This is a genomic window from Mycobacterium appelbergii (genome assembly GCF_032883035.1).
GTDB lineage: Bacteria > Actinomycetota > Actinomycetes > Mycobacteriales > Mycobacteriaceae > Mycobacterium > Mycobacterium appelbergii.
Window position 1 is genome coordinate 346,724 of the sequence record NZ_JAMQTH010000005.1, and the last position, 20,319, is coordinate 367,042.

General features: G+C 64.0%; 17 protein-coding genes. 7 read left to right on the top strand and 10 right to left on the bottom strand.

Features of this window, described 5'->3' with window-relative positions; translation table 11 throughout:
* Positions 1–74: 74 nt before the first annotated feature.
* Together M1247_RS14075 and M1247_RS14080 are read right to left on the bottom strand one after the other, a co-directional pair.
* Positions 75–1,265 carry a M24 family metallopeptidase gene (locus tag M1247_RS14075; RefSeq protein WP_317156963.1) on the bottom strand — a complete coding sequence of 397 codons (1,191 nt, stop codon included), beginning with the start codon at positions 1,263–1,265 and terminating at the stop codon, positions 75–77.
* Positions 1,262–2,611 carry an MFS transporter gene (locus tag M1247_RS14080; RefSeq protein WP_317156964.1) on the bottom strand — a complete coding sequence of 450 codons (1,350 nt, stop codon included), beginning with the start codon at positions 2,609–2,611 and terminating at the stop codon, positions 1,262–1,264. Before M1247_RS14080 ends, M1247_RS14075 begins: the two co-directional genes overlap by 4 nt.
* A 132-nt stretch (positions 2,612–2,743) precedes the next feature.
* On the opposite strand from M1247_RS14080, the gene M1247_RS14085 reads away from it, so the two are divergent.
* Together M1247_RS14085 and M1247_RS14090 are read left to right on the top strand one after the other, a co-directional pair.
* Complete coding sequence (locus M1247_RS14085) at positions 2,744–3,661, top strand: LysR family transcriptional regulator (protein ID WP_317156965.1); 918 nt, start codon at positions 2,744–2,746, stop codon at positions 3,659–3,661.
* Between the two features lie 64 nt (positions 3,662–3,725).
* Positions 3,726–3,962, top strand: coding sequence for an NUDIX hydrolase (locus M1247_RS14090; RefSeq protein ID WP_317156966.1), 237 nt, complete (start codon positions 3,726–3,728; stop codon positions 3,960–3,962).
* A gap of 50 nt (positions 3,963–4,012) precedes the next feature.
* On the opposite strand, the gene M1247_RS14095 is transcribed toward M1247_RS14090, so the two are convergent.
* From M1247_RS14095 to M1247_RS14130, 8 genes are all read right to left on the bottom strand, one after another.
* Positions 4,013–4,921, bottom strand: coding sequence for a leucine-rich repeat domain-containing protein (locus M1247_RS14095; protein ID WP_317156967.1), 909 nt, complete (start codon positions 4,919–4,921; stop codon positions 4,013–4,015).
* A gap of 97 nt (positions 4,922–5,018) precedes the next feature.
* Positions 5,019–6,944, bottom strand: a complete 1,926-nt coding sequence (locus tag M1247_RS14100) for an HNH endonuclease (RefSeq protein WP_317156968.1) — start codon at positions 6,942–6,944, stop codon at positions 5,019–5,021.
* An 829-nt stretch (positions 6,945–7,773) separates the two neighbouring features.
* Positions 7,774–8,631, bottom strand: coding sequence for a hypothetical protein (locus tag M1247_RS14105; RefSeq protein ID WP_317156969.1), 858 nt, complete (start codon positions 8,629–8,631; stop codon positions 7,774–7,776).
* Positions 8,632–8,669: 38 nt separating this feature from the next.
* On the bottom strand, positions 8,670–9,593 hold the full coding sequence (locus M1247_RS14110; protein ID WP_317156970.1) for an aromatic alcohol reductase: 924 nt from the start codon (positions 9,591–9,593) through the stop codon (positions 8,670–8,672).
* 49 nt (positions 9,594–9,642) lie between these two features.
* Positions 9,643–10,086: a YybH family protein gene (locus M1247_RS14115; RefSeq protein ID WP_317156971.1), complete on the bottom strand. Its 444-nt coding sequence runs from the start codon at positions 10,084–10,086 to the stop codon at positions 9,643–9,645.
* 64 nt (positions 10,087–10,150) lie between these two features.
* Positions 10,151–11,482 carry an MFS transporter gene (locus tag M1247_RS14120; protein WP_317156972.1) on the bottom strand — a complete coding sequence of 444 codons (1,332 nt, stop codon included), beginning with the start codon at positions 11,480–11,482 and terminating at the stop codon, positions 10,151–10,153.
* Positions 11,483–11,523: 41 nt separating this feature from the next.
* On the bottom strand, positions 11,524–13,080 hold the full coding sequence (locus tag M1247_RS14125) for an aldehyde dehydrogenase family protein (RefSeq protein WP_317156973.1): 1,557 nt from the start codon (positions 13,078–13,080) through the stop codon (positions 11,524–11,526).
* Positions 13,081–13,122: 42 nt separating this feature from the next.
* Positions 13,123–14,241, bottom strand: a complete 1,119-nt coding sequence (locus M1247_RS14130; protein WP_317156974.1) for an NDMA-dependent alcohol dehydrogenase — start codon at positions 14,239–14,241, stop codon at positions 13,123–13,125.
* Between the two features lie 324 nt (positions 14,242–14,565).
* Between M1247_RS14130 and M1247_RS14135 the strand changes: the two genes are divergently transcribed.
* Genes M1247_RS14135 through M1247_RS14155 form a run of 5 tightly spaced genes read left to right on the top strand, consistent with a single transcriptional unit; the run spans position 14,566 to position 20,307 of the window.
* On the top strand, positions 14,566–16,185 hold the full coding sequence (locus M1247_RS14135; protein ID WP_317156975.1) for a thiamine pyrophosphate-binding protein: 1,620 nt from the start codon (positions 14,566–14,568) through the stop codon (positions 16,183–16,185).
* A 12-nt stretch (positions 16,186–16,197) separates the two neighbouring features.
* Positions 16,198–16,992 (top strand): crotonase/enoyl-CoA hydratase family protein, encoded by a 795-nt coding sequence (locus M1247_RS14140; RefSeq protein ID WP_317156976.1) that lies wholly within the window; start codon positions 16,198–16,200, stop codon positions 16,990–16,992.
* A complete protein-coding gene (locus M1247_RS14145; protein ID WP_317156977.1) occupies positions 16,989–18,215 on the top strand; it encodes a CaiB/BaiF CoA transferase family protein in 1,227 nt (408 codons plus the stop codon). The genes M1247_RS14140 and M1247_RS14145 overlap by 4 nt, the downstream gene beginning before the upstream one ends.
* Positions 18,212–19,345 carry an acyl-CoA dehydrogenase family protein gene (locus tag M1247_RS14150; protein WP_317156978.1) on the top strand — a complete coding sequence of 378 codons (1,134 nt, stop codon included), beginning with the start codon at positions 18,212–18,214 and terminating at the stop codon, positions 19,343–19,345. Before M1247_RS14145 ends, M1247_RS14150 begins: the two co-directional genes overlap by 4 nt.
* On the top strand, positions 19,342–20,307 hold the full coding sequence (locus tag M1247_RS14155; protein WP_317156979.1) for an acyl-CoA dehydrogenase family protein: 966 nt from the start codon (positions 19,342–19,344) through the stop codon (positions 20,305–20,307). The genes M1247_RS14150 and M1247_RS14155 overlap by 4 nt, the downstream gene beginning before the upstream one ends.
* The last annotated feature ends 12 nt before the right edge of the window (positions 20,308–20,319 follow it).

The following is a 20,319-nucleotide window of genomic DNA, read 5'->3' on the forward strand; positions in this document are numbered from 1 at the left end:
GCAGCCTCCGACGCTTTGCTCATCGGAGACGACAACGCCACACCGCTGGCAAAGCATCTTCCTGGTGTATGCGGTTACCACGCGACTGTCCTGAGATCACGCGTGCTGACAGTTAGCACCTCGGCTCCGTCGGGCGTGATGAGGAGTGTGTCCTCGACCATCATCCCGCCCCATCCCAGGACGTAGTACGGCGTCTCGACGCACAGCACATTGCCCGGCTCGAGCACGTGGTCATCGCCGGGCGCGACACGGAACCCCTCATAGATCTGCATTCCGATGCCGTGCCCACAGTGTTGGCGCCGGTAGGGTCGCAACCCGGCTTCCTCGACAGCTTCGATGGCTGCCGTGAAGAGATCCCCTGTCCGCAGCCCGGGCCGGCAGATGGCGATTTCACGCTCCTCCCCGCGCCAGATCGCGTCATAGCATTTGCGCTGCAATGCGGTTGGTTCGTCGATCACCGCAGTCCGCCCGATATCTGAGCGATAGCCTTCGTAATCGCAGCTGACATCGAACCGCAGGAGATCTCCCGGCTGGATAACAGCGTTGGTCGGGAACTCGTCGGCCAACGCCGAGCGCGCCCCGGTAGTGAGGGTGATCGAACGCGGCATCGCGCCGCCTTCGGAAATCGTGCTGGCGACCACTGCGGCCAGTTCGTTCTCGGTCACTCCCGGCGCCGCCGCGGCGATAGCTGCAGTGATGCCGTTCTCGGCCAACCGGGCGGCCCGGCGTAGCCGGTCGACTTCGCCCCGCAGTTTGACGCTGCGGACGCCCTGCAACCAGGAACTCGCGTTGTGGAATGTCGTCCCGGGCAAGGCACTGGCCAGCGCGGCACGTACCTCGTCGGAGCAGTCATCGTTATCGATGCCGACGGCTGCGGCCGACGTCAGCAGGCGGGCGGCGTACTCGACACCGGAACCGAGCGAATCTTGCTGCGGTAGGCAGCGTGTCATGGGATGGTCGTCGGATACTCGGGCGAAGTAGAAAGTGCCGTACGGCACGTACCGCTCGGGGTCGATTCCCCCATCGATGGCCGGCGCGGCTTCTGCGGTCCCTCCGACCAACACGACCGTAGACGGGGTGACGATCGCGGCCATTCGTTGGCTGCGGCGGTTCAATCCGGGGGCGCTCCGGTAGCCGGTCGCGTACTGGATGTTCTCGAAGCCACAACATACGATCGCGTCGAATTGCGACCCGGCGATCTTGCTCTGCAAGCGTTGCAGCCGGGCCTCCGACACCTCGGCCATGGCGGAAAGTGTCAAGGTCATTTGATTGCCTCTTTCTCGGACGTGCGTGTGAAATCTGCGTTCTCGACGGTCGATCCGGCCTCGCTGGTTGGCCGATTCGGGTAGGTGCGCACCGTCGCGACACAGATCAGGCTGATCGCAACGGCGGTCAATCCATACACGGTGATGGCGACCGATGAGCCGGTGATTTCGAGCAGCGCCGCCGCGACGAACGGTGCGATACCGCCGCCGACGATGCCCGCAAGCTGAAAACTGAATGACATACCGCTGAAGCGCATCTCAGCAGGGAACAGCGTAGACAGAAGCCCCGCGTACGGCGCCCAGAACGCCTTGGCCGCAATGCCGTTGGTGAACACTGCTGCCGCGATGGCGAGCGCGGGCCGTCCGGTGTTAAGCAGCGGGAAGTACGTGGCCACACCGACGCCGAGAGCAACAAGTCCGAAGATCGCGAGTTTGCGGACACCGATCCGGTCGGCGAGCATACCCATAAGGGGTGTGGTGATCACCGCAACCCCGGCTGCGCACATCGTCGCGATGAGTACGACCGAACGGTCCATCAGGTTCTGGTGCACAACATAGGTGATGGCGAAAACGGTGACGATGTAGAAAGCCACATCATTGGCCAAGCGACATCCCATGGAGAGCACGAAGTTCCGTGGCTGTTCTCGTAGCAGGGTGAGTAGCGGAATACGCAGCGGCGGTTTGGCCTTGGCGCGGCGCTCGAACTCCGGCGTCTCGGTGATTCGCAACCGCAACCACAGCCCCACCGCCACGATGACGAGCCCGGACAGGAACGGCACTCGCCATCCCCATGACATGAACGCTTCTTTGTCCACACTCACCTGGACGATCGCGAAGGCACCGTTGGCCAGCAACAGTCCCAGCGGATCACCCACCTGCGGGATGCTCCCGAAGAACCCCTTGCGCTGTCCGCCGGGATTCTGCTCGACGGCGAGCAGCACAGAGCCGCTCCACTCGCCGCCGAGTGAAAGGCCCTGGACGATGCGACACAGCACCAGAAGCACAGGAGCCCAGACCCCGACCTGCTCGAAAGTGGGCAGCAACCCGATCCCACCGGTGGCGATGCCCATCGCGATCAAAGTAGCCAGCAGAACGCGGCGCCTGCCGATTCGGTCACCGAAATGTCCGGCTATTACTGCACCCACGGGCCGGGCGACGAACCCCACCGCGAAGGTCGCGAAAGAACTCAGAATGCCGGCTACCGGTGAGCTGTTGGGGAAAAAGACCTCTGGGAACACCAGCGCGGCCGCCAGCCCAAAGATGATGTAGTCGTAGAACTCCAGCGTGCTGCCGACAAGGCTGGCTTGCAGCGCACGCCGGAGCCGGGGTTCCGAGGTTTTGGCCATTGGAGTCTCTTCTTCATCTCTGCATCGCGTCGTTTTGATGGATGCCATAAGTCTCAACGCCAATCAGAGTTCACACAAAGTACTGTTTCTATTCAGAACCGTTCACCTGCACTGATGGATGGAGTTGAGGCCATGCTCGACGTTCGCCGACTGCGCCTGCTCTACGAACTCGACAGGCACGGCACCATTGCCGCTGTGGCACAGGCCCTGCATTTCGTGCCGTCCGGGATTTCCCAGCAACTCGCCCAGCTCGAGTCCGACGTCGGAGTGCGCCTGCTCGAACGGGTGGGGCGCAATGTGCGGCTCACCACCGAAGCAAAGGTGCTCGTCGAGCACACGAAGAAAGTCCTGTCGCAGCTGGACCAAGCCGAGTCCGACCTCGCGGCAGCAGCACACGAACCCGTCGGGACCATTCGCGTGGGGGCGTTCCAGACAGCCGCGGAGTCGATCGTGCCCGGCGCCCTGGTCGCGCTGCGCGAGCACGAACGGCTACGGGTCGAAGTGATCGAGGCGAAACCGAGCACCGCATTGCCCGCGCTACTGGATCGAGACCTTCAGCTGCTGGTCACCGAACAGTTCCCCGGCTACCCCTTCGCAGTACCGTCTGAGATTATCCGGTTTCCGGTCGTCGAGGATCCGCTCTACCTCGCACGGTCTAACGGCAGAGCTTCACCAGACCTCGCCGAAGCGCGCCACGACGCCTGGGTCATGGAACCCGAAGGCAGTGTGGGGCGCCGCTGGGCCATCGCTCAATGCCGCGACGCCGGCTTCGAACCCGACATCCGTTTCGAAGCCGCGAACCTATCGATTCATGTACAGCTTGTGCATGCGGGCCACGCGAGCTCGTTTCTGCCCGACCTGCTCTGGCGTACTCATGAGCGCCCACCCGGTCTCTACGAATTGGTGGGCGAGCGACGCTCCATCTCGATCGCCCTGCGGGCGGCTAACGAGACTCATCCAGCCATCAAGGCAGTGTGCCGCGCCATCCAACGGGCGGCTGCGGCAATCCCCATGAATGACCGGGAGCCCGCCGCGAAGACCCTAGGATGAACCCGTTGGTCGCGCATTCCTGCGGACGACCGCAGCTTGTCGTCACTACATACGCTGCAGCCCTGTGTATTTCACCTTCACAGCCGATCATCTGAATGTGATGCCGATGTGCTGCGCCGACGAGACCGCCGATAGGTGGGAGCATCTCGTTCGCGGAGACGACGCCGACGACGGACTGGTCATCTACTGCCGGTTCGTGTCACTTCCGCTGCTTCGATCGTTGGCAGACGACCAAGACACCTGGCTGGGGCTGATCGATGATCGCTTTGCCACCACGTACGGCCGCGGAGCCGAGGGCTAAGCGACTATTCGCTTTCGTGAGGCAGAGTCCGGATTTGATTGTTGGTGGCGCTATTGCCAGAAGGGTGGGCGGCCTTGTTGGAGCCAGGTTTTCCAGGTTTGTTCCCAGGCTTGGGGGTCGATGCTGGCGAGGTCGGTGACCGCAAGGTTGGTGAGGTGGGGTGCGGTGAGTACGGGCCGGGTGTCGGAGAGTTGTTTGAGGTCATCGATGATGAGATCGGTGAGATGGGTCAGCGCTGACATGTCGGGTAACTCGGTGACTTCGCGTAAGTGGTAGAGCTGTAGTTCGCGCAGGGTGGTGACCTGTGAAATGGGGCTCAGATCACGAAGCGCGCCGACTTTGAAAAACGCGAGTTCCTCGAGGTGGGTGTCGGCCAGGGCACTGATGTCGGTGATGCTGCCGAGGTTCATGCTGAAGGTGCGAACACTAGCCGGGAGGAAATCCAAGCCGGGCAGTTTGCGTGCATAGCCCAGGCTCAAGATGGTCAGATTCGGCAGCGTCTTGAGTGCGTGCAGGTCGCGGATCTGGCCATCGAGCATCAGGTAATCGAGCCCGGTCAACTCCGCGATCGGTGCAGCCGAGAGCCGCGTGGGGCTTTTGTAGACCTGCAGCCACGCACAGGCTTTCAAATGCCGCAGCCCGCCCAGAGATTTCAGATAAAACAGGTTGCACGCGAATCGTTGCAGCTTCGGGAAGAATCGCAGAAACTCCAGATCAGTGATCGGTTGCTGAACAAACGGTTGTGAACTCCACTCCGGTGTTTCAAGCTGCGAGACATAGAGTTTCTTGTCCGGGTAGTCGGCAAGAAATTCGGCGACCGCCTGGTAGTCGTCGTCGGTGAGCGGCTCCTCGATCGCGAGCCCGGGCGACTCCGCTGGCAGCGGCGCCAGCATATCGCCGGTGAGTGGTGAGGCGACCTCTCGGTAGCCTTCTTTTTTGTCTGGATGTTCGCTGGCCACCGGTGCTCTCTTCCAAGGTGAATGTGGCGGGTAGGCGGGTCTTGGCGTCGAGGATAGTGTCGGAGCCTCAAGACCCTCCGCCCGAACGTACGTCGCATCATCGGTTACTTGGGTTTTTTGTGGTGCTGTTTGCTCTTCTTGTTTTCTTTTTGTCTTTCTTCTTTTTCTTCTTGCTCGGCTTTTTCTTGTCGTTCTTCTTTCCACCGTCTTGGGACTTGGTGCTGGCGGTTGAGGACGCGTTGCTTTGAGCGGAGGCGTTGTTGGTGCCTCGTGCCGTGCTGACTGCGGTGTCACGGTGTTGGGCCGCGGTGGCCTGGGTTGTGGCGCGGGCTTGGCCGTTGCGTACGGCTGCTTGTGGGCGCAGGTTCGGTGAGTGGATCACCCCGTCCGGCGGCTCACCGTGTTCACGAATGTGTCTCTGGATTATCCGTCTGGAGTCGCGGCCGATATCTTCTTGGGCAGCTGCCCATTCGTCAGGCCGCTTATCGCCTTTGCCGGCTGGCCCGTTGCACCGTCGGCATAGAATCTGGGTGTCTTCACCGTTTTCGCCGCCGGTGCCGCCGCGCGATTTCGGTGTGTCTTTGTGGTCGAACTGGGCGCGGTTCGGCGGAATCTTATCGCCTGTTCGCGTTCTGCCTTCCTGCCGGTAAACCCGTTGGGCGCAGTGCGGGTTTTCGCAGCGCAGGTTGCCGTCGGGGCTCTTAGACACCCGGTCGGCAGTGACCTTGTCCTTGACCGGCGGCGAGATTGTCTTCCCCGTGGGCTTGGGCTTGACGTCCGGAACCGGAAGAGCAGGTCCGGACCCGGTCGGCGCGTCCGGGGCTTTCGCGGTCGGGGGCGCGTTAGGAGTTTTAGGTGAGACCCCTGGTGTTACTGGTGGTTTCGTAGCGGCGGTGGCGGGGATGTCGTCTGCTAATTGCGCCGGCGGGGTGGGTGCAGCTTTGGCGACGTCGACAATCTCGTCGGCGTGTTGGGCGAGTTGTTCGGCGGCGAGTTCGGTGCCTTCTGTGACGGCTTTTCTGGCGGCGCCTTGTGGGGTGACCATGGATGCCGCACCCAGCACGGTCGACGCCATGCCGAGGGCTTGGTTGTCCGGTAGGGCGGCCGCGGCGACATCGACACTGGCGCTGGCCAGATTCACCGTGGCCGAGGCGATCATCGCTGCACTGGCTGGTCCACCCACGCCGGTGAGTGCTAGGGCGACACCGCCGACGAGCATGGCTGATTCCAGCGGGTTTTCCTTGACGAACCCCCCAACAGCCTTGGCGCCGGAGGCGGTGGCCGACAACGCGGTCGACGCTGCGGCGGTCACGGTGTTAGCCACTGAGCTGACGGTGTTGGTGACCGAATCGAACAAACCCAGCGGCGCCCCACCGGCACCGGTCAGGTGCAGAGGCGGGTCGACATACACCGGCCAGGCGGTACCCGGTTGTGGGTCGATGACCTCTGCGAGAGCGTACAGCTGCGGGGCCAGTTGTTTGACCACATACGAACTCGGGACGAGTTTCCCAGCGGTGTCGCGGGTTTCGGCCGGGGAGAACATCCCGACGGTCTCAGCAGCCGGGGTCGCCTTGTTGACAGTCAAATAGCCGTTGGTGTGGGCCAGCATCACCGTATCGACCGGGGTCCGCACGAAGGTCGTGACCATCCGCACCCCGCCCGGACCCTTGATCCGGGCGATGGTGCGGGTGCCGGTGGCGGTGTTTTCGGCCAACATGTCAAACCCGGCACCAACATCCGGGTAGACGACCTGCCCACCGCTGGTGTGCTGGGCATCCCCAAGACCGCCGGGCAACACCACCTGTACCGGGCCGGCCGCAGTCTGGGAGGTGAGGCCGGCCACCGGATCGGTGGGCAACCCGGCGCGACGCTGCTCGGCGGTCAACGACAGGTCTGAGCCGACCGCTGATTCGGTGAACGCAGCCGCCGCGGTGTCGGCGAACCCCTCCGCCGCCGACACCGTGCGCGCCACCTGATCAACCCGCTGCGATGCCACCGGCCCGATCACGTGCAGCCCACCCACGGTCACAGCTACCGCACACACCGCCGCCAGCCAGCGCGCCGGCCCACCTAACCAGATGCTTTGCTGCCTGCTGGGTAGAAAGTTCCCTGCACCAGCGATCCAGCTATGCTCATCTCGCATGCGATCCCTCGATCAGCAAACATCATGAGAGACAGGCATCACTTGCCGTTCCGGTGTCCCTCAGGACGGTAAAGAGCAACGCAAACAATGTCAATGACGTGGCGGCATGCGCGATCCGGCGAAGGCGAAGCTTTGGCATTCATTTCATTCGTAGCAAATAACAATATGGCTGATGAGCCGTTCGATAGCTATCAGAAATAATCGGGACGAGTACGGCGCGGACGTCGATACGTGAGTTAGCCCACTGTCCATCCTGGCTTCGACGTCGACCTAGCGAGGTGTTGCGAGACAGGAACCGATCGGCTTCGTTTCTCCCGAAACGTTCACCGAGGCAACAACGCAACACCCAGATTGGTCGCGACACTCGCACAGGAGTGGGCCGGGGATGTCGATCGTCAAACGGGATGGCAAGCCCGACCTCTTCTACCTGCGCCTTTTCGGGATTGCCGCGGAGATGGCGCGGCGACTTCGGTCATCCAAATGGCGAAAGTTGGAACGGTACGGTGGTGCAGGTTTTGCAATGCGCGCTGACAACAGCGATTCGGATTGCTGAACGTCCAAGTCTCGTGTGCGAATGCGCCGGCTCGGTCATACCTCGGTCCGACACGGTGTTGGGTTGAGTTATTCCGTGTAGCGACCATTCTGAGACGGAACGTCGTTCGGCCTCGTCGCTGGGCACGTCCGCCAGGGTGATATAGAAGAAATCGTCTTAGCCAGGACGGAATTCAACGAGAAACCCTTCTGCTTCAGCAGATTCCAGTGCGGAGATCGCCGCGGCGCCATTGACGGCGATCGCTTGCGGGTGCGCCACGTACACATCGCCGATCGGCAGTCGGCGCCCGCCTAGGGTGACTTCGTATGGTCCTGCAGGCCAACAGATGTGGCACGGCTCAGTCAGATTCTTTCGCAGTTGCGGACTGTCAACTCCAGCGAGCCCGAGCGTGAACTTGGGCACGCGGGGCGAGGCGACGATATGTCCTTCGAGAAGGAGACGCGCGACTCGAATTCTGACGCGATCGACGGGATCGAGAGTGTCGGGGACGTCGAAGAAGAAACCGGTGCGCTGTTGGACCACGTCAAGGTCATAGGCGAACTGCTCGGCCGCCAAAAGGTCCAAATCGTAGTCCTCGGCTGTTTGCGGCGGATTCGGTGACAACGCTCTGAACAATCGCTGCCCCTGAACGTATGCCTCAAGGTGAGTGGCAAAGGACAGCACGCGCCGCGTCGCCAACACCTCCTCAAGGGCGGCAGGTCTGAGCGCATCGTAGTTAAGTGTCAGGTCGATCCCCGGCTTCAGGAAGGTTGGTATCGGGTCCGGCACGGCGCCTTCTTGGTGCATGCGTAATCCCACTCGGAGGTGCCCGTCACAAAAGTCCGCTTCGATGGAACCGCCAACCGAACCCGACGCGGCGTGAGTGATGCGGCCCTCGAAGCTAGCCACCATCGCCTCGTCCTGATAGGCCCGTAACTCAAGCGGTAGCCCGATTGCCCCGCGCGGCGCGGTCAGGATCGCTACAGCACCAGGAGGGTACTCGCCGGCGATGAAGTCTGTGCCTTCAAAGTGCACCGCCTGCACCAGAACTGAAGTAGGGCACGCACCACCCGTCAGAGGTGGTCGCGTGCCCAATCGGCGACAGTCGTGGTCTTGATTCCACGAAGGGCGTTGTAGGACTCTTCTTTTGGCCACGCCACACCTTTTGCGGGCGCGAAGACTGCGTGGTACTTCTTCATCTCGTCCGTCGGGTGTCGCTTGAGCTCGTCGAGCAAGTACGGCAGCGACCACTCGGTGCGCGTGACGGGTTTCCCGCGCACCTGCTCGACGACGTCGGCCAACTGCCGGTAGCTGATGGTGTCGCCGGCGACGAAGACGACCTGATTGGCGATCCGTGGCCGGGCATGAATGATCTCGGCCGTCAGGACTCCAATGTCTTCCGGAGTGGTCAGGGTGGCTTCGTTGTCCCAACTGCCCAGCGCGTTGACGGTGTTGGTCTCGAGGTCCACGACACCGAAGCTAGGCTCGAAGAGGAAGCTTGTGAACAGGCCCGTCGATACGATGACCCACTGGGTCGTGTCCTGGCCGCGCAACAGGTCGCGGACGTCGAGCTGTTCGTCGAACAGATCTTGCGGGCTACCGCGCCCTATCACGTCGTAATCCATGCCGAATTGCCATGGGAAGTAACGCGGAACCTCACCGGCGACTGCAGCTTTCGCCAGTTTGAGTTGAGTGCCCCGGCCGGCGGTCATGCCGATGCAGCTGACGACCGTGTGGTAGCGGCCCATGATTGCGGCCAGCTCGGGGATGGTGGCGTCCACGATGTCGGCCTCGATGAGTGCGATGCCCTTGGCGGCCAAGTCTTCCGCTCGTCGCCTCGCTTGGTCTGTCGTGGCCCGGCGGACCATGAGCGTGACGGTGCGAAGGTCCGCGTCGCGGTCAGAATGTCGCGACAGCGCGTCGAGGACGCTGGAACCGAGTTCGCCTGAGCCGATGACAAGGACGCCTTCTCGGGCGGGTAGTGCCGGGGTGGTCATGAAATGCCTTTCTGGACGGTTCATTCGGTGATCTGGCAGTACTGACACCTCACGCGTGTGGATTGAGGCACGAACCGTGCTCACGGAAGATCAACCAGCGGTCGCCATGTCGACGCAAGGCCAGTGAACTTCGAGTGGGAGCGACGGCGGTGTGCCCTTCTTCAAACTCGAACCGACTGCTGAAGCACACGTCCACCACCGCGAGATCACCCGCCACGACGACGTGCGGCCCGTCGTCCACGGTGTTGGACAGAGCGGTGAGGTTGGCGAGTCCCCTGTCCCAGATGGCGGCGTACTCGGCGGTCGAGCGGGCGATGGTGCATTGGTGGTCGGCGTTGTCGTGCAGCACGACATCTGGAGAGGTCCAGTCGTAGAACCGCTCGAGCTGGGCGCGGAAGTCGAAATTCGCGCCGGGCTCCAGGCGCCATCCCGTCAGAACCCATTCCGTGATCAGCTGCTTGATGTACTGCTCATCGGATGCGCGTGACTTCATGTTCCCCTTCCGTCCAGGCCGACTCCTGCTGAGGCGATGCCGCGAGTTTCTCGAAGAGTGCAAGTCAAGAAGCCCGGGTCTTGTTCCGGTTGGCGAGGATCCAGACCGAAACGAGGGTGAGTAGACATCCAGCCACCATGTAGAGCGCGACGCTGGGCCAACCGAAGCTCGACAGTAGACCGGTGGCGGTCATCGGTGCGAAGGCGCCGCCGATGACGGCGCCCGTCTGAATGCCCAGTGACACCCCGGAATAGCGGACTTCGGTGGAGAACGTTTCGGCGAAGAAGGCAGGTTGTACCCCGTACATGAGACTGTGGAGCAGTCCGAGGCCGATCAACATCGCCAGGGTGATCAGCCAGAACTCACCGGTCTGCAGCAACATCCAGAACGGGAACGCGAACGCTGCCGAACTGGCGGCACCCCACATGTACACCCGGCTGCGGCCCACCCTGTCCGACAGCGCACCCGCGAGCGGGAGTGCCAGTATCTGCCCGGTGGAGCCGATCAGAATGGCGGCCAGCATGGTGCGCTGAGACAGCCCAAGGGTATTCGTGCCGTAGGAGATCACGAAGGTGATGTAGAGGTAATACGTCAGGTTGATACCGATGTAGCTGCCGGCGGCGAGCGCGACTTCGCGCGGGTAGGTCCGCAGCACCGTCAACACCGGTGATCGCGTCGGCGTACGAACGGCGGGCTGGTCCGCTGCCTGGCGCTCCTGCTGCAGACGCTGGAACGCAGGGGTGTCCTCGAGCTTGACGTGTACGTACAGGGCGAGCGCCACCAGGATCATGCTCATCACGAAGGGCAATCGCCAGGCCCACTGGATCAAGGCCTCGGTGGAGACGAACGCCGTCAGGATCAGGAAGGTGAGGTTGGCCAACAGCACCCCACCGGGCGCGCCGAGCGACGAGAAGCTCCCGAAGAAACCTCGGCGCTGAGGCGGCGCAGCCTCCACGGCCAGTAGCACCACTCCGCCCATCTGACCGCCGATGGCGATGCCCTGGACGAAGCGAAGGAGTGTGAGTAGGGCTGGAGCAAGCAGGCCCATTGACGCGTACGTGGGCAGCGCGCCGATGGCGGTGGATGCGATTCCCATGGTGACCAGTGCGATCACCAGCGTCTTCTTCCTGCCGATGAGGTCACCGAAGTGACCGAACACGACGCCGCCGAGGGGCCGGGCGAGGAAGCCTATTCCGAAGGTCGCGAACGACAGCAGAATTCCGACAGCGGCGCTCTGGTTGGGGAAGAACACCGTAGGAAAGACCAGGGCTGCCGCGAGTCCGTAGATGAAGAAGTCGTAGTACTCGATGCTTGCGGCGGTCGCGGCGATGGCGGCCACCCTGGTGACGTCACGTGTGGGCTCGTCCGTGCTCGTCTGCTGTGCGTTGATAGTCATTGTCGGCCTGTCGATTCGGTAGACGCGGTGGACATGATCGGCTATTCCCCGACCGCGATCACTTTGGTTTCGAGGAACTCCCCGAACCCCTCGGCGCCGGACTCCCTGCCGAGCCCGGATTGCTTGACGCCACCGGACGGGACGTCATGGCCGTAGTAGAACCCGCCGTTCACCGCGATCATGCCGGTGCGGACCCGACGGGCGACGGCGACCGCGGCTGCCTCGTCGGTGCCCCACACCGATCCGGCCAGTCCGTAGACCGTGCTGTTGGCGATCTCGACGGCGTGGTCCAGGCTGTCATAGGGGATCATCGCCAGCACGGGGCCGAAGATTTCGTGCTGGGCGATGGTGGAGTACGGGTCGACGTCGGCGAACAGTGTGGGTTCGACGAAGTAGCCCTTCTCCAGGCTCTCCGGTCGGCCACCTCCGGACAGCAGGGTCGCGCCGTCCGCGATTCCCCGTGCGATCAGCCCGAGGACGCGGTCCTGCTGCACCTTGCTGATCTGTGGGCCCTGGATCACATCGGGTTGTTTGGGGTCGCCGACCGGAACGTTCTCGAAGGCCAATCGAGCCAACTGCTGGGCCTCGTCGTAACGGGAACGCGGAACCAGCAGTCGCGTCGGTAGGACGCAGCCCTGGCCAGCGTTCATGCAGACGACGCCGGCGGCGAGAGGCACGACTCGCGCGAAGTCCGCGTCTTCCAAGACGATGTTGGCTGACTTGCCACCGAGTTCGAGCGCCACCCGGGCGACCCGCTCCGATGCGTGCGCCATCAGCTTCTTGCCGACCGCGGTCGAACCGGTGAAGTGCACCAGGTCGACCCGGGGATCGGTGGCGAGTTGCTCCGCCACCTGATTGTCCGACGGCGTGACGACGTTGACGACGCCGGCCGGGATGTCGGTTTCCTCTGCGATCAGCCTCGCCAAGAGCGTTGCATGCCAGGGTGTTTGGAAGGCCGGCTTGAGTATCACCGTGGCGCCCGCTGCCAAGGCAGGCAACACCTTCGTGAACGCCGTCTGCAGCGGGAAGTTCCACGGCGTGATCGCGGCGACCACGCCGATGGGCTCGTGCCGAATTAAGTGCCGGGTGCCGGCTGACCAGGGCCGGTCGGGCATCGTGTACTCGTAGTCGAATTCGGTGGCCATGTCTGCCCAGTACGGAATGGACGAGATCGGCCAGTCCGAGTGGAACGTGTAGCTGGTGCGCACGGGCACGCCGATTTCGGCGACGGCGGTCGCTCGGAACAGGTCTGCAGACTCGGCCATGGCCTCATGGAGTTGCAGCAGGCAGTGCCGCCGAAACTCGGTGTCGTGCGCCCAGCTCGTCTCGTCGAATGCGTGGCGGGCGGCCCTGATGGCGCGGTCCACGTCGGTGGCGGTGGCGTCGGCGACGACGCCGATCACCTGCTCCGTGGCCGGGTCGACGTTGTCGAAGGTGGCCCCGTTCGATGCGCCGACCAGTGCGCCGTCGATCAGCATCGCTTCGTCGCCCCGGACCCCTTCGGCCACGAGTTCCATCGTGGAGTCGAACGGGTCGTGCGAGCCCCACAGGGCCCCTAGATCGTTTTTGAGTTCGCTCAGATCAATGCTGGTAGTCATGTTCTCCCGCTTCTTATTTCGCGAATCGGCCAGGTGGTCCGGTCAGGCGTCGGCATCGTGGACGATGATGCCGCGGATGTTGATTCCGGCTCGCAGATCGTCGTAGCCCTTGTTGACCTCTTCGAGGGTGTAGCGCGAGGTGATCAACTCGTCGAGCTTGAGTTTTCCCTCGTCGTACAGCCGAAGGAGTCGCACGATGTCGTACTGCGGGTTCGACGATCCGAACAGGCAGCCCTTGATCGTCTTCTCCATCAGGGTCATCTCCATGCCGGAGACGTGGACGGTCAGTTTTGCCGGATCCGCGAGGCTGGCGAGGCTGACCGTGCCGCCCTTGCCGATGATGTTGAAGGCGTCGGTGACCACATTCTCGTCGGGGGTGCCGACGAAGATGAGCGCGCCATCGGCCATCTGTCCCCAGGTGAGCTGCCGGACCGCCTCGGTGGCTTCTTCAGCCGTGGCGAACGCGTGTGTCGCTCCGAACTTCAGGGCGGTGTCGCGCTTGAACTGAATCGGGTCGATCGCCACGACGTGTCTCGCGCCGGCCATTACCGCGCCTTGGACTGCGTTGATGCCGAGCCCACCGATACCGAAGATGACGGCGGTGTCGCCCGCCCGGATGCCGTTGTTGTAGACGGGTCCTCCCCACCCTGCGGGGACGCCACACCCCACGAGCACTGCGCTCTCCAGCGAGATCCACTCGTCGATCTTCACTACGGAGTGCTGGGATACCGTCGTACGTTCGGAGAAGCTGCCCAACAGACACAGGCTGCCGAAGTCGATGCCGTCCTTGTGGAATCGAAAGGTCCCGTCGGGGAATCGCCCTTCCAGGATGGTGGCGCCCATGTCGCAGAGGTTCGACCGCCCTGATGCGCAGTATCGGCAGTGTCCGCAGTTCGGGATGTAACTGCACACGACGTGATCTCCCGGCTTGACCTTCGTCACGCCTGGGCCGACGTCCTCGACGATGGCCGATCCCTCGTGACCGCCGACGATTGGATAGCGCGGAGGCATGTCGCCGTCGGTGAGGTGTAGGTCGGAGTGGCACAGGCCTGCGGCTACGTTCTTCAGCAGGACCTCCCCTTCCTTGGGTCCGTCCAGTTCCAGTTCCATGATTTCGAACGGCTGGTGCACGCCGAGGCTCACTGCTGCTTTCGTCTTCACTTCCGATGCTCCTTTGCGAAGGATTTTGGTGCGGCTGCCGGATGCGGAAGCACCGACTTCAATGCGGTCGCACGTGCCACGAACCGGCGATGCTCAGGTAAGTGGTGGCCCGTCGGCGTACTCACCCGGTGCTCGGCCGCTGTGGCTGAGCTCACTATGCATCACGCCGCTATTATTGCGCAATAGCGGACTTGTATATGTATTTACGTAGCAGCGACGCGCCGTCCGGAGCGCTGCTACTTAATTAGGTAATCTGAAACGCTATTGCGATATTCACCTGGGTTTGCCACAGTGATGAGGAACCAACGACGGGAGACGCGGACGATGAAGGTCTACGAGCAAGTCGCCGTGATGCTGGCCGACCACGGCGTGCATACGATGTTCGGCCTGCTCGGGGACGCCAACATGTATCTCGCCAGCGCCTTCGAGACGGCCGGCGGTCGCTTCGTGCGCGCCACGCACGAAGCGGGCGCTGTGAGCATGGCGGACGGCTACGCCCGGATGACGGGCCATTGGGCGGTCGCCACGGTGACCCACGGCCCTGGGTTCACCAACGCGCTCACCGCACTGGTCGAAGCGGCGCGCTTCAGCACGCCGGTCCTGCTCATCACGGGAGACACGCCCGCCGAGCCCACCCACATGCAGCGCCTCGACATCGCTGCCGTGTGCGCGTCACTCGGTGTGGTGCACGAGAGGGTGCATCGTCCCGACACCGTGGCCCGTGATCTCGGCAGGGCGGTCCGGCGTCTGGAATCCTCCTGGGCGCCCGTCGTGCTCAACGTGTCCGTCCCGATCAGCTTGATGGACAGGGCAACCGAGGACATCTCCGCCTCTGGCGCCCTCTCGTGGGCCGCGCCGGTCCAGCAGATCGACGATGATGCGCTCGACATGGCGTTGGGCTTGGCGGCGTCGGCAGCGCGACCGGTAGTGGTCGCGGGGCGCGGCGTCATCGCAGCCGGTGCCGAGGCGGCGGTCACCGGACTGGCCGACGCTCTGGGAGCGGGCCTGTTCACCACCGGACTCGGCATCGGCCTGTTCGCCGGTCACCCGCGGCACCTTGGGATCATGGGCGGCATCGCCCACGAAGAAGCGACCTCGATCCTGATGAACAGCGACTGCGTGATCGCCGTGGGAACGAGTCTGAACAAGTACACCAGCCACGGCGGTGAGATCCTCGCCGCGAAGTCCGTCATCCACATCGACGACGACCCCGTGAAGCTGGGGTGGTTCGTCACACCGACGTGCGGGATCGTCGGTGATGCGCGGACGGTCACCGAAACGATGGCCGAAGCCATTCGCGACGGTGATTTGCAAGACAAGACGACCTGGAAACGACTCTGCCAGACGGCATCCACGGCGATGCGACAGTGGACGCCCACCGACGACCGGACCGCCTCGGACACCGTAGACATCCGGGTGGCCAGCCAACGTCTCGATGCGATCCTGCCCGAGGGGTGCGCCGTGGTGAGTGACGTCGGCCGGTTCATCGCAGGCTCCTGGCCCTACCTGACCAAGCCGGGCCCCGGCCGTTTCACCGCCATGACCGGGTTCGGTGCCATCGGACTGGGCGTGGCCGGCGGGACCGGCGCAGCGGTCGGTGCCGTCAGCGACGTCACCGTCGTCCTGGTCGGCGACGGCGGTTTCATGATGAACGCCTCCGAATTGGCCACGGCGGTACGCGAGAAGCTGCCCCTGCTGGTCGTCGTGTACAACGACGGCGCCTACGGGGCCGAGTACCAGAAGCTGGTCAACGAAGGGTTCTCCGCGCAGCACTCGTACAACGAGTGGCCCGACATAGCCGCCACAGCAACGGGATTGGGCACCCGCGCACTGACCGTGCGCAAGCTGGAGGACTTCGAGGCCGTCGCCGAGGCAGTAGACCACCTCGCCGGTCCTCTCGTCGTCGACGTCCGCCTGGACCCCACCCACCACCTAGAATTCTGAGGACGCGACGTCATGACCGACACACTGCTCATCGAGCAAACCGGCCCCATCCAGACCTGGACCATCAACGTCCCCGACGCGGCCAACGCCATCACCGGGGCAGATTTCATCGCAAGCTTCGAGATGGCCGTCGACGCGGCGAATCTTGACACCGAGGTGGCGGCCGTGATCCTCACCGGTGCAGGACGATTCTTCTCCGCAGGCGGAAACATCCACGAGATGCATCGCAAGCAAGGCGTCTTCGGGCAGGGGCCGCTACACCAACGGCACGGGTATGCCGAAGGGATCCAGCGGATTCCGCGCGCCATGCAACGCTGCGAGGTACCCGTCATCGCGGCCGTCAACGGACCGGCAATCGGCGCCGGGTGCGACCTCGCGACGATGTGTGACCTGCGGATCGCCTCCGAGGCGGCGTTCTTCGCCGAGAGCTTCGTGCAGTTGGGCCTCATTCCCGGCGACGGCGGCTCCTGGTTCCTGCCGAGGCTGGTCGGTATGGCCCGCGCCGCGGAGATGACGTTCACCGGCGATCGCGTGGACGCTGTCACCGCCCTGGACTGGGGGTTGGTCAACGCCGTCGTCAGCGCCGACGAACTGCCGTCCGCCGCACACCGGATGGCCGAGCGGATCGCCGCGAACCCGGTCCATGCCGTCCGGATGGCGAAGCGTCTGCTCCTCGAGTCACGCACCGCCTCCATGGAGTCGGTGTTGACCCTCGCCGCGGCGATGCAACCGCTGGCGCACCTGGACCCCGAGCACCACCGACGTGTCGAAGACCTGACCGACAAGAAGAATCGAGCATCGAGTTGAACAGCGCACCAACACAATCCGAGCGGCCAGCGCCGGGTGCCCTAACCGGTATCACCGTCCTCGACCTGACCACGGTCGTGATGGGACCGTTCGCGACGTCGATGCTGGGCGACTTCGGAGCGGACGTGATCAAGGTGGAGACCCTCGACGGCGACATCACGCGCCGGATGGGACCGCAGCGCAACGCCGGGATGACGGCGTTGACGCTCGGCCTCCAACGCAACAAACGCAGCATCGCCATCGACCTCAAGACCGACGAGGGCCGGGAAATCCTCGGGCGACTGGTGCGAGAGGCCGACGTCGTGGTCTCCAACCTGCGTCCACAATCACGGGAAGCTCTGGGCGTCACGTATGCCGAGTTGAGCAAGATCCGCGACGACATCATCCTGTGCACTGCACAGGCATACGCCGAGGCCAGCGAGCAGCGCGACGAACCCGCATACGACGACATGATTCAGGCGGCGTCGGGTTTGACCGGCCTCGTCGAAGCCGTCGAGGGCGCGCCGCGTTACGCCCCCTACGTCATCGCAGACAAGGTCAGCGGCCTGTACATCGTGATCGCCATCCTCACCGCGCTCTACCACCGGGCAGCGAGCGGACGGGGTCAGCACGTCGAGATCCCGATGGTCGACACCATGATCCACTTCAACTTGGTCGAGCACCTCAGTGGACTGACGTTCGATCCGCCCGTCGGAGGCTTCGGCTGGAACCGGGTGTTGGTCGCTGAGCGCGCCCCCTACCCGACCGCCGACGGCCACGTGTGCATCCTGCCCTACACCGACGCCAACTGGCGGGACTTCTTCGCGCTCACGGGATTGACCGATCTGTTGACCGATCCGAAGTTCACCAACGTCGACCAACGCCACCAGAACATGGACTACCTGCACTCCGTGATCGCCGAGATCACGCCGCAGCGAACGACCGAGCAGTGGCTGGACGTCTGCCGACAGCACAACGTCCCCGCCTCGGGGCTGCTCGACCTGGCCCACGTCACAGAAAACGAGTACGTGCGCGACCAAGGCATCCTGCAGTCGCAGGAGCATCCCACCGAAGGCAACTACCTCAGCGCGCTGACCCCGCTACGGATGAGTTCCTCACCGGTGCGCCTGCAGCGCCACGCACCGTTGCTCGGCGCCCACACCGCGGACCTGCTGACGCACCTCGGTTACGACGGCGAGGAAATCACCCGGCTATCCGACAACGCAGTGGTGGTGACGAAGTGAAGGCGGCCGCCTTGTCCGCCGTCGCACCGGATCCGGCGTGGCGGGAGCTGCGTGAGCGCGTCCGACGGTTCCTGGACGACGAACGGGCCAGTGGGGCCTTCACTCCCGGCATCGACGGCTGGCTGACCGGGTGGTCCGAGGAGTTCAGTCGATCGCTGGCCGCGCAGGGTTGGGTCGGCATGACCATTCCCCGTCAGTACGGCGGTCACGGACGAAGCCACTTCGAACGGTTCGTCGTCACCGAAGAACTGCTCGTGGCCGGGGCACCGGTAGCGGCGCACTGGATCGCCGACCGTCAGGTGGCGCCGTCGTTGGTCAACTTCGGTACCGAAGAGCAGAAGAAGGACCTCCTGCCTGCCATTGCGGCCGCACGGTGCACGTTCGCGATCGGGATGAGTGAACCCGACGCCGGCTCGGACCTTGCCAGCGTGCGCACCCGCGCCACTGCGTCCGACGGCGGGTGGCGGATCAACGGCACCAAGGTGTGGATGTCGGGCGCCCACCACGCCGACAAGGTCCTCGTGCTGGTGCGCACCAGCGGTACCCCCGCCGACCGACACCAGGGGCTCTCGCAGATCATCGTCGACCTCGACGCGCCCGGTGTGAGCGTCCTGCCCATCGAATCCCTCGATGGTGCACATCATTTCAACGAAGTGGTGTTCACCGACTGCGAAGTTCCGTCGACCAACCTGCTCGGCGAAGAAGGACGAGGGTGGCAGCAGGTGACCGCCGAACTCGGATACGAACGCAGCGGACCCGAGCGCTTCCTGTCCGCGGCGCTCGTCGTACGGCTGCTGATCGCGCACGTCGCCGACGGCGGCATCGATGCGGATCCGACGATCGGACGGTTCCTGGCTCGCTTGCATGGACTTCATCAGATGTCGCTGTCCGTGGCGGCGGCCTTGGACCGCGGCGACAAGGCCGACGTTGCTGCAGCAACGGTCAAGATGCTCGGCACGACAACCGAAGGAGACCTCGTGGAGGTGGCCGACTATCTGATCGGATCACTGCAGGGCCCGTTGCGGGAGGCCGTCGCGCAGGCCACCGTGCAACGTCCGGGCTTCACCCTGCGCGGCGGCACGAACGAAGTCCTTGCGGGCGTCGTCGCCAGAGGGCTGGGATTGCGATGACGACACTGGACTCGATGGTCGATCCCGACCTGCAGACGTTGATCGACTCGGTGGCGCAGGCCCACAGCGGCAACGACGGCGACTTGTGGCACGCCCTCGTCGAACTCGGCTTGTCCGATCTGACTGGCAGTGAGGTGCGCGGCGGTAGCGGCGCATCATGGCCCGAAGCTGCCGCGCTCACGCGCACACTGGCCCGTCACGGGTTCCGGTTGGGCGTCGCCGACAGCGACTTGGTGGCCGGGTGGCTGCTGGAGCAGAGTTCGGCCCCAGCCGAGCAGGCCTTGCGCGCGGTCCTGATCCTCAACGACGGCGAGCCGGACTTCTCCGGGCTCTCCGATCTCGTCGAGCGGGTGGTCGTCGTCGCCCGGGACGACCAGGGCTGGTCGGTCACCGACGTGCCCGTCGACGCTGCAGATCGGTACTCCTCCGGGGAGTTCGCTCGATACCGGGTTTCCGACGACGTGGTCGACGTGGCACGTATCCGTCAGGCCCTGGCGCGCGCGATCCAGATCACGGGAGCCCTGGAGGCGATCACCGAGCTGACGGTCGAACATGCACAGACCCGTGAGCAGTTCGGGCGTCCGATCGGCAAGCAGCAGGCCGTACAACGGCTCGTTGCCGGCGTCGCCGGCGAGACCGCACTGGCCCGCGCCGCCACCGACGCGGCTGTACTCGCCGCGGCAGACCCGTCCACGCCGCCGGCACAGGTGCAGGCGATGGTGGCGGTGGCCCGGTCCTGCTGCGGACATGCGGTCGACCCCGTGGTGCGTCAGGCACATCAGGTGATCGGCGCCATCGGAACCACCCGCGAGCACCGCCTCCACCAGTTCACCTCCGCGGCAATGGCTCTGCGTTCCGACGGCGGGTCCACTCGCCACTGGGACGCCGTGGTTCTCGACCACGCCGTTCGGTCACTGCCGCTCAGTGAGCTCGAATTATCAGCCGCTTCTTCCCTCAAGTGAAAGGATTCACCC